Here is a 12784-nt window from a genome sequence, read left to right as displayed (position 1 = left end):
CGGGGAAGTATCGTGAGAACCTGTTGCACCCGTTGACGAGGGTTCGTGGTATGGTCGAACACGTCTTGGTTCCGATGGACGATTCACCGCTCGCCGAGCGTGCTCTCGACTTCGCACTGGACATCCACCCGGACGCCAGCATCACCGTTCTCCGCGTCATCGACCACGTCGAGGAGAGGTACGGGGGCCGAGATGCTCGTCGGACCGGCGGAAATCCGGGACCGTCCAGTGGAGGGCGCCGAGGAACTGTTCGGCGAGATTCGCGAGCGGACGGAAGACCACGCCAGCGAGGTCCGAACCGTCACGGAGTTCGGAAAGCCCTCGCGGGTCATTCCGGAGTGCACGGAGGCGCACGGTATCGACCTCATCGTGATCGGCTCGCACGGCAGGTCGCTCGTCTCCCGGGTGCTACTCGGCGACGTCGCAGGGACCGTCGTCCAGCGGGCGCCTGTCCCGGTGACCGTCGTCAGAGGAGTCGGGGCCTCAAACGGCCGTCCGATGGACGATCCGTGTGGCCCTATCCAGACTCTCGCGGGGTCCATCGCCGAGTTCACGGGTCGATTTTATGACCACACCGACTCCAGCCACAGAGAGAACGCATGTACGATCGGATTCTGGTCCCCACGGATGGGAGCGATGTCGCCGACGCCGCCGCCGAGGCGGCCATCGCTTTCGCCGACCGCTTCGATGCCGAGCTGTGCATCGTCCACGTCCTCGAGCTCGGAGAGTTGCCGCCGGGGATCGTCCGCTACCAGCGGACCTGGCCCGCGGCCGGTGTGCTCGTATCGGACGACGATCGGCCGGGGATGGGCACTTCCCACCGACCGGGAATATCGGTGCCGTCTTTTGCGCATGCGTAGTCGTAGGTAACATATTGATGATAAGACGGGGACTCGATACGTCGAACGCGCTCTCGCTTTCGTCCCCCGGGCAATGAGTACGACGGCGTCCTCCGAGCAGCCAGGAGGAGAGGGAGCGCGAGACGGGGACGTCGGATCGACTGCCTGGCACAGTCTGGCACCCGAGGACGTGTTCGAACGGGTGGACACGGACGAAGGGGGACTCACGTCTGAGGAGGCCGAGCGTCGACTTGAGGAATACGGTCCGAACGAGATCCGTCGAGAGGAGGAGATCTCCGCCGTGAAGATCTTCCTCTCGCAGTTCCAGGACTTCCTCATCTATATTCTCGTCCTCGCAGCACTCCTCTCGCTGGGCGTCGGCCTGTTCCCGGGATTCGAACCCCACTATACCGACGCCGCGCTCATCCTCCTGATCCTCCTCGCGAACGGCGTCTTCGGGTTCGTTCAGGACTATCAGGCCGAGAAATCCATCGAGGCACTGCGGGAGATGTCCTCGCCCGAGGCGACGGTACTGCGGGACGGCGAGAAGGTCTCCATCGATGCGACCGGGATCGTCCCAGGGGACGTCGTGGTCCTCGAACAGGGCGACGCGGTTCCCGCCGACGCCCGACTCGTCGAGGGCAATAGTCTCGAGACGAACGAGTCCGCGCTCACCGGCGAGAGCACGAACGTCCAAAAATCGGTCGAGGCTGTCGACGAGGACGCGCCACTGGCGGACCGGACCGACATGGTCTACATGAACACCTCGGCCGTCAGGGGCGGGGGAACCGCTGTCGTGGTCGAAACGGGCATGGATACGGAGGTCGGCAGCATCGCCACCCAGATACAGGAGGCGGAGGACGAACGGACGCCGTTCCAGAAGGAGGTCGATCAGCTCGGGAAACAGATCGGCTACGGCGTCATCGCCCTCATCGCGCTCGTCGCCGTGGTCCAGTTTCTGCTCACGGCGGCGAGCCCGCTGACGATCCTCCTCGTCGGAGTGACGCTCGCCGTCGCGGCCGTCCCCGAGGGCCTCCCCGCGGTCGTCACGTTCACGCTGGCACTCGGTTCGCGGCGACTGGTCGACCGGAACGCGCTCGTCAGGCGGCTCCCCGTCGTCGAGAGCCTGGGGTCTGTCGACGTCATCGTGACGGACAAGACCGGGACGCTCACGGAGAACCGGATGACCGTCACGCGGATCTACACGTCGGGTGAGACGTACACCGTAACCGGATCGGGGACGGAACCAGAGGGCGAGTTCCAGTTAAACGACGAGTCGATCGATCCGGGCCAGTTAGAACCCGTCCTCCGGTGTGGCGCGGTCTGCAACAACGCCGAACGCGCCCCCGAATCCGAGGAGAAGGAGTACCTGGGCGATCCGACCGAAGCGGCCCTCCTCGTCTCCGCGGAGAAGGCCGGGCTCGACTACGACCACGACCGTCGCCGCGAGATCCCGTTCTCCTCCGAACGCAAGCGCATGACCGTCGTCGTCGAGGAGGACCCCACCACCGCGTACATGAAGGGCGCTCCCGAGGTGGTGCTCGACCACTGCGACCGCGTCCTCGAAGACGGGGAGGTTTCGGAGCTCACCGACGAGAAGCGCGAGGCGATCCTCGAGACAAACGAGACCTTCGCGGGCGACGCGCTTCGTGTCCTCGGGTTCGCGTCGAAAGAGGTCGGCGACCCGGACGCGAGCGAGGAGGAGATCGAGAACGGGATGGTCTTCCTCGGACTCCAGGGGATGCTCGATCCGCCGCGCGAGGAGGTCCCGGACGCCGTCGCGGACTGCCGGAGCGCGGGGATCAGGGTCGTCATGGTGACCGGCGACAACGCCGAGACGGCAAAGGCCATCGGCGAGGAGGTCGGGTTCGACTCGGAGGGGGCCATGACCGGGCAGGAGGTCGAGCCGCTCTCCGAGGAAGAACTCCGGGAGGCCGTCGAGGACGTCGAGGTGTTCGCTCGTGTCAATCCGGACCACAAGGTCCGGATCCTCGAGGCGCTCCAGGCCAACGAGCACAACGTGGCGATGACGGGCGACGGCGTCAACGATGCGCCGGCGCTCCGGAACGCCGACGTGGGCATCTCGATGGGGATCCGCGGGACGGACGTCGCCCAGCAGGCCAGCGACATGGTCCTCCAGGACGACAACTTCGCGACGATCCGCGACGCCATCGCCGAGGGCCGGGGCATCTTCGACAACATCCGGAAGTTCGTGAACTACCTCCTCTCGGCCAACGCCGGCGAGGTGCTCGTGGTGTTCGTCGGCGTCCTCGTCGGGACGTTCCTGTTCCCGGAGCTCTTCGCGGAGCAGTCCGAGGCACTGATCCTCACGCCGGTCATGCTCCTCTGGATCAACCTGGTGACCGACGGGCTCCCGGCGCTGGCGCTCGGTGCCGATCCGAAGACCGAGAACATCCTCGACCGACCGCCACGGGGTTCGGACGAGCCGGTCATCAACCGACAGATGATGGCTTCGATCGCGGTGATCGGTCTCGTCATGACGGTCACCGGGCTCGCGCTGTTCTTCTACGGCCTGCTGACGGTCACGACCCTGATCCGCGCCCAGACGCTGCTGTTCACGTTCCTCGTCGTCGTCGAGGTGGTGCGGATCCAGGTGATCCGGGCGCGGTATGACCTCTCGATCCTCTCGAACAGGTGGTTGATCGGGTCGATCGGGATCACGCTCTTGTTGCAGTTACTCGTGCTCTACACGCCGCTCAACGAGTTCTTCGCGGTTCGACCGCTCTCGGTGGACGAGTGGACCTGGATCGGCGCCGCGTTCGTCGGCTTCCTCGTGTTGAACCTCGGTACGAGCGAGGTCCTCGACCGGGTGTTCGCGCCCCCCGACGCCGAGTGACGTCTCTCGGCCTCCGGACGGCGAAACGGTCTCCACGAGGAATGCAGTCGGTACGACGGAAGCTTCCTTACCGACCGATCATCGGAACCCGGCCCCCCCGTGTACGGGTTCTGTACTCGTCGTGTTTCGACCCATTCGATGGGAGATACACGCCCTCCGTTCGGAGCGTCCGGACGATCCACTGACGGGCTCTCAGGGCGGGTCGGATCCGGGGACCCCTCGCCGACCCCTACTCGCCGAGTTCGTTCTCCTGGAGGTTGGTGAGGCGGGTACGGGCGTCCGACTCGACGTCTCCGAGGCTTTCGACCTGACCCAACCGGGCGTCGGCGTTGTCCACTGCCTGCTTCGATAGCTTGTGGTTCGGAGTCACCACGGGGAGTTTCAGTTGGCCGAACGTCTCCGGGAGTCCGTCCGAATCGGTCTCGCCGACGGTAACGAGGAAGTGATGCCTGATGTGTCGCTTCTGGCCCCGTGTCAGGTCGTCCCACTCGCTCGTTTCGGACATCCCCGTATGTCCGCTCGTGAGATCGGCGAGCGTGGGTTCGCTCCACGGCTGGTGCGAGACTCCGTCGTACTCGAGACGGTTGAGTTTCGCCATGGTACCGGTTCAACGCGGATCTTTCAAAAGTCTCCGTAGTCGTTCCCATCCCGTTGGATTTCCCTTCGCACGGAGGTAGGTCGCTCATCCGTTCGCCACTCGAGTGTGCGTCGAGTACCCGACTGCCCCAGTCCCGCCAGACCTCCGGTACGGGTGCTGTAACGTATCTCCGCTATCTACGTCCGACGAGTCGAAGCGCAGAGTCGATCCCGTCCGTTCGGCTCACATCCGCCGGACGACCCTCGACTCGCGCGCCCGTTCACCTGACGACCATGACCGGGACCGACGCTCGTCTGACCACCGTCTCGGCGACGCTCCCGAGGAGATAGCGCTCCGCGCCGGTCCGGCAGTGACTGCCCAAGACGATGCGATCGATGTCGTGCTCGTCGGCGTACTCGACGATGACGTCGTCGGGGTCGCCGAACTCGTGGACGGTTTCGACGGCGTGGTCGTACTCCCCGGCCACCTCGCGAGCACGCTCGAATACCTCCTCGGCGCGTGCTTCGGCCCGCTCGTGCCACTCCTCCCAGTACTCGGGCGTCACCGAGCCGGGTGGGGCGCCGTCGCCGAACTTCGGCCGCATCACGTCGATGATGCTGAGTCCCGATCCGATGGGATCCATGACGTGCAGTACCACGATCCCGGCATCGTGGTAATCCGTCAAGGCGACTTCCAGGGCTTTCATCGAGAGGGGCGAACCTTCGGTCGGCACAAGCACTCTGGTCGGCATACGATAACGCGAGACGTGTAGCCGCAAATATACATCGCCGTCCCGGTCGACCGCCGCGGGATCGTCTCGTCCCGATGGTCGGTAACCGGCGCTCGAGCGCACCGTTCTCGTCGACAGCATCGGAGGAGGGTACCGATCGGTCCGAGAACCGATCCGGCCTCGCCCGTGGGGACGGTCCCCCGGCTCGAGATGGTCTCTCGAGCCAGGGCTGCTCCGATCGGGTTCCACCGAGCAGGAATCGTTTCGGTGCCTTTCGCTCGCGGGCCGCGTGGAGAGGCCGTCAACACCACTCGGTGTCGATCGCGTCGGAGATCGGGTTCGAGTTCCTCGCGCAGTCCCCGCTGGCGTACCTGCTTTCCCAACGGCAACTCGCCCCGTCCGAAACCATGAGAACGAGTTCGGACTCGCCGTCGACCCGAGGAAGGAAAACGAGAACCTCCTCCGGGATCGTCGTCCGTGATCGTTCCGTCGGTGCGATCGGGGACGTCCACAGCGATGCGCCGCCCCCTTCACTCCGGGGTCTCGACGTTCGACCCTCGCCAGGCGAGAAGGGGAGTTCCGCACACGTATAGTCGATCGGTAACATCCCAGTGATCGAGAAGTATCCGAAGCGATACCTCCCCTGGAGCCCCGTGATCGAACGGGTTGATCCCCATGGGACTCGAAATAAAGGTACTAGACACAGGTGACATCACGCTCGAGTCGAGCTTCCTCGTCCTGGGTCGGGAGCTCGGTCAGGACGTCCCCGCGCCGACCAACGCGTTCCTGATCGAGGGCGGCGAGGAACCCGTACTCGTCGACACGGGATTCCGCGAGGAGGACATCATGCAGCGGCTTGGGATGCAGGGCTACCGGCCGCCGGAGATGAGACTCGAGAACCAACTCGGACAGCACGGGTACGACTTCGAGGACATCGGGTGGATCCTTCACACCCACATGCACATCGATCACGGGGGCCAGGACGATCAGTTCCCGATGAGCACGACGGTGGCACTCAACCGCCGGGAGATGGAGTACTCCGTCTCGGGGATCATGGGCAAGCAGTACCCACCCGAGGACGTCAAACACCTCGTCGATCGGTTACACGAGGACGAAGCGCTCGCGCTGCTCGACCTCGACGACGGCCCGGAGACGATCATCCCGGGCGTCACGTGCCACGCGGCCGGCGGTCACACGGAGGGGTCGATGAACGTGCACGTCGAAACCGACGAAGGGACGGCCGTCATCTGCGGCGACGTCATCTACGATATCCACGATCAGGTTCAGGAGCCTCACCCGCCCGCCAACTCGGGGCGCGTCGGCGTCAAGGAGCCGGCACCGACGGGGAACCACGGGACGAGCAAACGACAGGAGAAGACCGCGGTCAAGCAGGCGCTCTACGAGGGCGAGTTCGTCCTGCCGGTACACGACCGTCCTGCACGGACGAACGAACGCGGTGAAGTCGTGTCACGTCTCTACAACGAAGTGCCCGGTACGGAATACGATCCCGAAGAGATCAGCCTTCCCGAGTTCATGTTCAGCGAGCACAGCACCCTCGTTGACAATCCCGGTCCGCCGTAATCGGCTCCGCAATCCTTTCTCATCGATAGACGGTGTGTGGCGCACGACCGGACGAGAAGCGCTGCGCCGGTCATCCAGATCCGTGGGGAGAGTGCATCCATGACGGAGACACGAATATCGTCCTCGCCGAGGGCCACACCGAGCGCACCAGTTGGGCATACCCGGCGATCGCCCACGATAGGCATGAGTGATACGAACCCTAGCCTCGATCGCTGATCGGAAGAAAGACCTCACGTCAGCCGTGTCCGATCGAAGCGCGACGATAGTCGATTCCTGTCGAACGGGAACGACCGGTGATGTTAATCCCCGGGTTACGGTACCGGGGCACGAGATGGGAGCGATAATCGCAAGCGTAGCGAGTACGAAGTACGACCAACACCCGGAGTCCTCGTCGCGGGAGCTGTTCGGCGAGGCGGCCGCCGAGGCGTTCGAAGGGACCCCTCTCTTCCCCGGTGACGTAGACGCCGTCTACGTCGGGAACTTCATGGGCGACCTCATCGAGGACCAGGGGCACATGGGACCGCTCCTGGCGGACCACGTCGGCGCCCGCGAGGCGGCCTCGGTCAGGATCGAGAGCGCCTGTGCGTCCGGAGGTGCGACCATCCGGCAGGCCGTGTCGGCCATCGAATCGGGGGCTGCCGACGTGGTGCTCGCGGGCGGGGTCGAACTCATGTCCGTCGCCGATATCGAGCACGTGACCGACGCGCTGGCCAACGCGGCCGACGATGTCTACGAGAACGAGCAGGGGCTGACCTTCCCCGGGATCTACGCGCTCATGGCCCGCCGCTACATGCACGAGTTCGATGCGACGAACGGGGATCTCGCCGCCGTCTCGGTCAAGAACCACAACAACGCAGTCGAGAACCCCTCGCACAGTTCCAAGAGGAACTGACCACCGAGGAGGTCCTGGAATCGAAACCGATCGCCACGCCGCTCGTCCTCTACGACGCGTGTCCGGTCTCCGACGGGGCCAGCGCCGTCGTCATGGTGAGCGACGAGTTCGCAGCGGAGAACGACCTCGACACGTCGGCGAGCGTTCTCGGGACGGGTCAGTCGAGCGACGCCGTGGCACTCCAGGACCGGGCGTCTATCACCCGGACGCCGGCGGCCGAGCGCGCGGCCCGGGCGGCCTACCGCGATGCCGACGTCACGCCCGACGAGGTCGACGTGGTGGAGGTCCACGACTGCTTCACCATCGCGGAGGTCCTGGCGATCGAGGCGCTGGGGTTCTACGAGCGGGGCGAGGGGACACGGGGGGCAGTCGAGGGAGAGACGGCGGTCGATGGCACACTCCCGGTCAACACGTCGGGCGGCCTCCTCGGGAAGGGCCATCCGGTGGGCGCGACCGGGATCGGCCAAGTCGTCGAACTGACGAAACAGCTCGAGGGACGGCATCCGAACCAGGTCGACGACGCCGAGATCGCCCTCGCACACAACGTCGGCGGGAGCGGTGCGAGCACCACCGTGACGGTCCTCGGAGGTGCGTGAGTATGCCTGCATGGTTCGACGACTTCACGGACGCCATCGCATCGGGCGACGGGCAGTACCTCGTCTGCGAGGCGTGCGGGGAGGCGACGCTCCCACCCCGTCAGATCTGTCCCGACTGCGGGTCGACCGAGTTGACGCGGGAAGCGCTCTCGGACCGGGGTGAGGTCCTGTCGTTCACCGAGATCTCGGTCACGACCCCGAAGTTCCACGGGGAGACCCCCTACACCGTCCTCCTCGTCGAGTTGGCTGAGGGGATACAACTCACGGGCCAACTCCGGGAGGCGACCGCGGAGGACATTGCCATCGGCGACGAGGTGCTTCTCGACACCGAACCGCGCGATGAGGGAGCGCCGCTCCTCACGTTCCGTCCGGCGGAGGCGTGAGCGCCGTGTCCGACCTCTCGACGCTGTTCGCGCCGGAGCAAGTTGCGGTCATCGGGGCGACCGATCGCGAGGGCTCGGTCGGCCGGGCACTGATGGAGAACCTCTCGTCGTTCGAGGGAGAGGTGCTCGCGGTCAACCCGAACCGCGAGACGGTATTCGGCGAGAGGTGTTATCCAGGGATCGACGCCGTCCCGGACACGTCGTCGATAGACCTGGCCATCGTCGTCGTGCCTGCCTCTGAGGCGGTCGACGTCCTCCGGGGGGCCGGCGAAACCGGCATCGGGACCGTCGTCGTCATCACGGCGGGATTCAGCGAGACCGGCGACCGAGGTCGGCAACGGGAGGCGGAACTGATCGAGGTCGCCGAGGAGTACGACCTCGACCTGGTCGGGCCGAACTGCGTCGGCGTCATCAACACGTCCAACGGGCTGAACGCGACGTTCGCCCGGGGATGTCCCCCGGAGGGGAACGTCTCGCTGATGAGCCAGTCGGGGGCGTTCATCGCCGCGGTGTTGGGCTGGGCGGCCCAGCACGGGGTCGGGTTCAGACACGTGGTCTCGCTGGGCAACGAGGCCGTCCTCGACGAGGTCGACTTCCTCGCCGAGTGGGGCAAGGACCCGGACACGGACGTCATCCTCGCGTATCTCGAGGACATCGACGACGGAGAGGCGTTCATCGAGACGGCCCGGGAGGTGACGAGGGACACCCCACTCGTGGTCATCAAGTCCGGCCGGACCGAGGCAGGCGCCGAGGCCGCAGCCTCACACACCGGCTCTATCGCCGGCAGCGACCAGGCCTACCAGGCCGGACTCGGCCAGGCGGGGGCGCTCAGGGCGATGAACATCCAGGAGGTGTTCGACTTCGGGCAGGTCCTCGCCGGGCAACCGCTCCTCGACCGCGACGACGTGGCGGTCGTCACGAACGGCGGGGGGCCGGGCGTGCTGGCGACCGACGCCATCGGCGAATCGCGGCTGACCGTTGCCGAGTTCGACGAGGACCTGCGCGCCGAACTCGTGGAGCTACTCCCGAAGGAGGCCGACCCGACCAACCCGCTCGATATCATCGGCGATGCGGACCTCGACCGGTTCCGGCAGGCGCTCGATATCGTCCTGGGCGCCGAGACGGTGGGCGGTGCCGTCGTCCTCTCGATCCCGACGGCCCTCTTCGAGTTCGACGAGCTGGCCGAGGCTATCGGAGATCTGCAGGAACGGCACGGGAAGCCGGTGGTGGCGTGTCTGATGGGCGGCGAGGAGGCGGACCGGGCGGCCGAAGAACTGGCGTCGTACGGTATCCCCAACTACTTCGACCCCGCCCGGGCGGTCCCGAGCCTCACCGCGCTCGCCAACTACCGGGACGTCAGGGAGCGAGAGTACGGATCGCCGACCGAGTTCGACGTCGACCGGGAGCGGGCGCACGAGATACTCGCTGAGGCGGTCGACCGCGGGGTCGACTACCTCGGCGTCGAGGCGATGGACCTGCTCGACGCGTACGGGATCCCCACGCCGGCGAGTGGCCTCGCCGAGAGCGCCCCGGAGGCCGAGTCGATCGCCGAGGAGATCGGCGGGCCGGTCGTCATGAAGATCGTCAGCCCGGACATCGTCCACAAGTCCGATGTTGGCGGCGTCGAGGTCGGTGTTCCGCTCGAGGACGTCCGAGAGACCTTCCAGGCGATCCGCGAGCGGGCGACCGATCACGACCCCGAGGCGACGATCCTCGGTGTGCACGTCGAGGCACTCGTCGATCCGGACGAGAGTACGGAGACGATCGTCGGCGCGAAGCGGGACTCCCAGTTCGGCCACCTCGTGATGTTCGGGCTCGGCGGAATCTTCGTCCAGATCTTCGAGGACACGTCGTTCCGGGTGGCACCGGTCACCGAGCGCGAGGCCCGCGAGATGACCGAGGAGATCCAGGCCGCTCCGATGCTCCGCGGTGCACGGGGCCGGGCGCCGGCGGACCTCGACGCCGTCGTCGAGACGATCCAGCGGATCTCCCAGCTCGTGACCGACTTCCCCGCGATCGAAGAACTCGACGTCAATCCGCTCGTCGTCTCTCCCGACAGCGTGTACGCGATCGACCTGCGCCTGACCATCGATCCGGAGGCGTTGTCGACCTCCTGATCGTCCGTCAAGTCGGGTCCGTTACTCCGGTCCAATCGCTCCCGGAGTTCGAATCGATCGAATCCCTACATCGGGTTCTCTTGTTCCATCCGATCCAACCCCGGGGCAGTCCTCAGCAGCACAACGTATCGACAGCAGCATCTGGCGCCAGCATCAGGCCGACAACGCCTCGTTCAAGCGGGCCTCCAACTCGAGGATGTCATCGCGAAGTTCTTCGGCATCCGCCCCTTCGATCTCCTCGAGTCGGTCCGCGAGGTCCTGCAGTCTGGAATACTTCGCCTCCTCCTCGACGTGGATCTTCTGGACGCAGTCCTGCTCTTCGATATCGTACACTTCGTCCTCATCGAGGTCGGTCACGGCCAACACGACGTCGAGCCTGTCGCGATCTACTCCGAGCACCCACTCGCGGGGAATACTGCGCTCGTCCAGGGCGTCAAATACCGCCTCGTCGTCCTTCGGCTGCCGGCGCTCGCGGGTCGTTCGACGTATCGTCCCGAACCTGCCGTGTAATTCCTGATCCGAACTGAGGCGGGCCAGAAGCGACTCCCGAGCGGTCTGTCGGAGGCGGTCCGCCTCGTGTTGTACATCCGAGAGGAGGACGTACAGGTCGGTCAATGAGTCTGTCTCGAGCCGCTCGGGATCGCCAGCATCCAGCGACTCGAGTAGGTCCGCCAGCAAGATTGCGTCATCGTAGAGACGCTCGGGGTGCGTGCGGGCCTCTGCCGGCGAGATGAGGTATGGACTCCCGCCGCCCATCTCGGGGTCGGAGAAGTAGACGATGTCGTCGTCCTCGACGCCATAGTCGGCCAGCGGCGTCAGGATCGTGGCGTACGGCTCGACGCCGTGTGGGAGTTCGGCAACGGCGAGTCGGTGTTCCTCCAGACGGTCGGCGAGGATCCCGAACTGTTCCCGCCTGAGCACGCGCTCCTCGCCGCTATCGTCGAAGCGGATCCGGAGACGATCGGGTGAGATCTCGGTGACTCGAAACGGCCGGCTGAACGCGGCGTTACCAGCTCGGTCCCGGGTTCGAGAGCCACACACCGATCCTGGATAGCGATCCAGAATTCTGGTTGGTGTTCATTGTACCTGACCTATGGGTGTGGCTTGAAAAAAGCGTGCGCCCGAGATAGCCAGGGACCTCAACCCGAGGACAGCAGCGAACTGCGTTCCCTTTCTCTGTCTTGCCCGGTCGCTCCGTCAGTCAGTGTGCCTCTCCTCCGGCGCGTGGAATACGAACCCCGGACTATCGACGGTCGGAGGACTACTGGCGTGATGACTACCGGTGGGGCTCCGGTGAGGCGGCGAAGCGATATTTTACCTGTGTGCGTCACACGGGGCGAGTTTCGGGGATCCGAGCTCCCGCTCGACCGTTACTCCTCGAGTCTCTGTCGTCGGCGTGCGGGATTGTCTATCGAGAACCAGAGGAGATTCCCTCCGGAACCGGGCCTGAGACGGCTGTGGGTCGGGAACATCGGTCAGTGCGCGGTCCACCCACCGTCGACGGGGACGTTCGCCCCGGTCATGTAGGAGGCCTTCTCCGAGGCGAGGAACGCGATCACGGGGGCGATCTCCTCGGGCTGGGCCGGGCGGTCCATCGGCGTGTTCGCCTCAAGGAAACTGTAGAACCGCTCTGACTCCAGCAACTCTTCCGTCATCGGCGTGTCGACGAAGCCCGGGCAGACACTGTTGACGCGGATGCCTTCGTCGGCGTAGTCGATCGCCACCTGCTGGGTGAGGTTGACGACGCCCCCCTTGGCCGCCGAGTAGGAGGCCGCGCCCTTTCCGCCCACCAGCCCGTAGATCGAAGCCGTGTTGATAATACATCCGTCCGATTCGTCCAAGTGCGGGAGGGAGGCCTTCATCCCGTACATCACCCCGCTGAGGTCCACCTCGACGACCCGATGCCACTCCTCCAGTTCCATCTCTTCGATACTGGTCTCGCTGCCGATCCCGGCGTTGTTCACCATGACGTCGAGCCTCCCGTGCTCCTGGACGGTGGACTCGACAAGTTCATCGACCTGGTCGTACTCGCTCACGTCCGTGCGGACAAACTCACAGCCCAGTTCCTCGGCGACGGCGGTTCCACGGTCCTCGTCGATGTCCGCGATCACGACCTCCGCACCCTCCGCGATGAACTCCGCAGCGGTGGCCCGGCCGATCCCCGACGCACCGCCGGTGATGATGGCGACCTTGCTGTCTAGCATGGTACGTA

General features: G+C 65.5%; 9 protein-coding genes and 3 pseudogenes. 8 read left to right on the top strand and 4 right to left on the bottom strand.

The window, feature by feature from the left end; all coding sequences use genetic code 11:
• Nucleotides 1-50: 50 nt before the first annotated feature.
• The 4 genes and pseudogenes from WDJ58_RS25515 to WDJ58_RS25500 form a co-directional block, all read left to right on the top strand.
• A pseudogene (locus WDJ58_RS25515) lies at nt 51-116 on the top strand (universal stress protein); the annotation flags it as partial.
• A gap of 76 nt (nt 117-192) precedes the next feature.
• A pseudogene (locus WDJ58_RS25510) lies at nt 193-411 on the top strand (universal stress protein); the annotation flags it as partial.
• Nucleotides 412-599: 188 nt separating this feature from the next.
• Nucleotides 600-860: a universal stress protein gene (locus WDJ58_RS25505; protein WP_338917940.1), complete on the top strand. Its 261-nt coding sequence runs from the start codon at nt 600-602 to the stop codon at nt 858-860.
• Between the two features lie 73 nt (nt 861-933).
• Entirely contained in the window at nt 934-3696 is a 2763-nt protein-coding gene (locus WDJ58_RS25500; protein WP_338917939.1) for a cation-translocating P-type ATPase, read from the top strand.
• 229 nt (nt 3697-3925) lie between these two features.
• Here WDJ58_RS25500 and WDJ58_RS25495 read toward each other — a convergent pair whose 3' ends face one another.
• Both WDJ58_RS25495 and WDJ58_RS25490 read right to left on the bottom strand, forming a co-directional pair.
• A complete protein-coding gene (locus WDJ58_RS25495) occupies nt 3926-4294 on the bottom strand; it encodes a hypothetical protein (protein ID WP_338917938.1) in 369 nt (122 codons plus the stop codon).
• Between the two features lie 259 nt (nt 4295-4553).
• Nucleotides 4554-5024: a universal stress protein gene (locus tag WDJ58_RS25490; RefSeq protein WP_338917937.1), complete on the bottom strand. Its 471-nt coding sequence runs from the start codon at nt 5022-5024 to the stop codon at nt 4554-4556.
• Between the two features lie 654 nt (nt 5025-5678).
• Here WDJ58_RS25490 and WDJ58_RS25485 point away from each other — a divergent pair.
• The 4 genes and pseudogenes from WDJ58_RS25485 to WDJ58_RS25470 all read left to right on the top strand — a co-directional run bounded on the left by WDJ58_RS25485 (nt 5679) and on the right by WDJ58_RS25470 (nt 10572).
• Nucleotides 5679-6584, top strand: a complete 906-nt coding sequence (locus WDJ58_RS25485) for an N-acyl homoserine lactonase family protein (protein ID WP_338917936.1) — start codon at nt 5679-5681, stop codon at nt 6582-6584.
• Nucleotides 6585-6915: 331 nt separating this feature from the next.
• Nucleotides 6916-8072, top strand: a pseudogene (locus tag WDJ58_RS25480) (thiolase domain-containing protein).
• 2 nt (nt 8073-8074) lie between these two features.
• A complete protein-coding gene (locus WDJ58_RS25475) occupies nt 8075-8455 on the top strand; it encodes a Zn-ribbon domain-containing OB-fold protein (RefSeq protein ID WP_338918375.1) in 381 nt (126 codons plus the stop codon).
• 5 nt (nt 8456-8460) lie between these two features.
• Nucleotides 8461-10572 carry an acetate--CoA ligase family protein gene (locus WDJ58_RS25470; protein WP_338918384.1) on the top strand — a complete coding sequence of 704 codons (2112 nt, stop codon included), beginning with the start codon at nt 8461-8463 and terminating at the stop codon, nt 10570-10572.
• A gap of 153 nt (nt 10573-10725) precedes the next feature.
• On the opposite strand, the gene WDJ58_RS25465 is transcribed toward WDJ58_RS25470, so the two are convergent.
• Nucleotides 10726-11493 (bottom strand): hypothetical protein, encoded by a 768-nt coding sequence (locus WDJ58_RS25465; RefSeq protein WP_338918374.1) that lies wholly within the window; start codon nt 11491-11493, stop codon nt 10726-10728.
• Between the two features lie 554 nt (nt 11494-12047).
• Nucleotides 12048-12776, bottom strand: coding sequence for an SDR family NAD(P)-dependent oxidoreductase (locus WDJ58_RS25460; protein WP_338917934.1), 729 nt, complete (start codon nt 12774-12776; stop codon nt 12048-12050).
• Nucleotides 12777-12784: the final 8 nt, after the last annotated feature.

Origin of the sequence: Salinirubellus litoreus (genome assembly GCF_037335815.1) — an archaeon.
GTDB classification, from domain to species: Archaea; Halobacteriota; Halobacteria; order Halobacteriales; family Haloarculaceae; genus Salinirubellus; species Salinirubellus litoreus.
Note: the sequence above shows the minus strand (reverse complement) of the source record. Positions and strands in the feature narration are given on the sequence as shown.

Bases quoted from the DNA above. Each gene is read 5' to 3' on its own strand.
- WDJ58_RS25485 (WP_338917936.1), top strand. From the start codon at position 5,679: ATGGGACTCGAAATAAAGGTACTAGACACAGGTGACATCACGCTCGAG.
- WDJ58_RS25475 (WP_338918375.1), top strand. From the start codon at position 8,075: ATGCCTGCATGGTTCGACGACTTCACGGACGCCATCGCATCGGGCGAC.
- WDJ58_RS25505 (WP_338917940.1), top strand. From the start codon at position 600: ATGTACGATCGGATTCTGGTCCCCACGGATGGGAGCGATGTCGCCGAC.
- WDJ58_RS25460 (WP_338917934.1), bottom strand. From the start codon at position 12,776: ATGCTAGACAGCAAGGTCGCCATCATCACCGGCGGTGCGTCGGGGATC.
- WDJ58_RS25495 (WP_338917938.1), bottom strand. From the start codon at position 4,294: ATGGCGAAACTCAACCGTCTCGAGTACGACGGAGTCTCGCACCAGCCG.
- WDJ58_RS25490 (WP_338917937.1), bottom strand. From the start codon at position 5,024: ATGCCGACCAGAGTGCTTGTGCCGACCGAAGGTTCGCCCCTCTCGATG.
- WDJ58_RS25500 (WP_338917939.1), top strand. From the start codon at position 934: ATGAGTACGACGGCGTCCTCCGAGCAGCCAGGAGGAGAGGGAGCGCGA.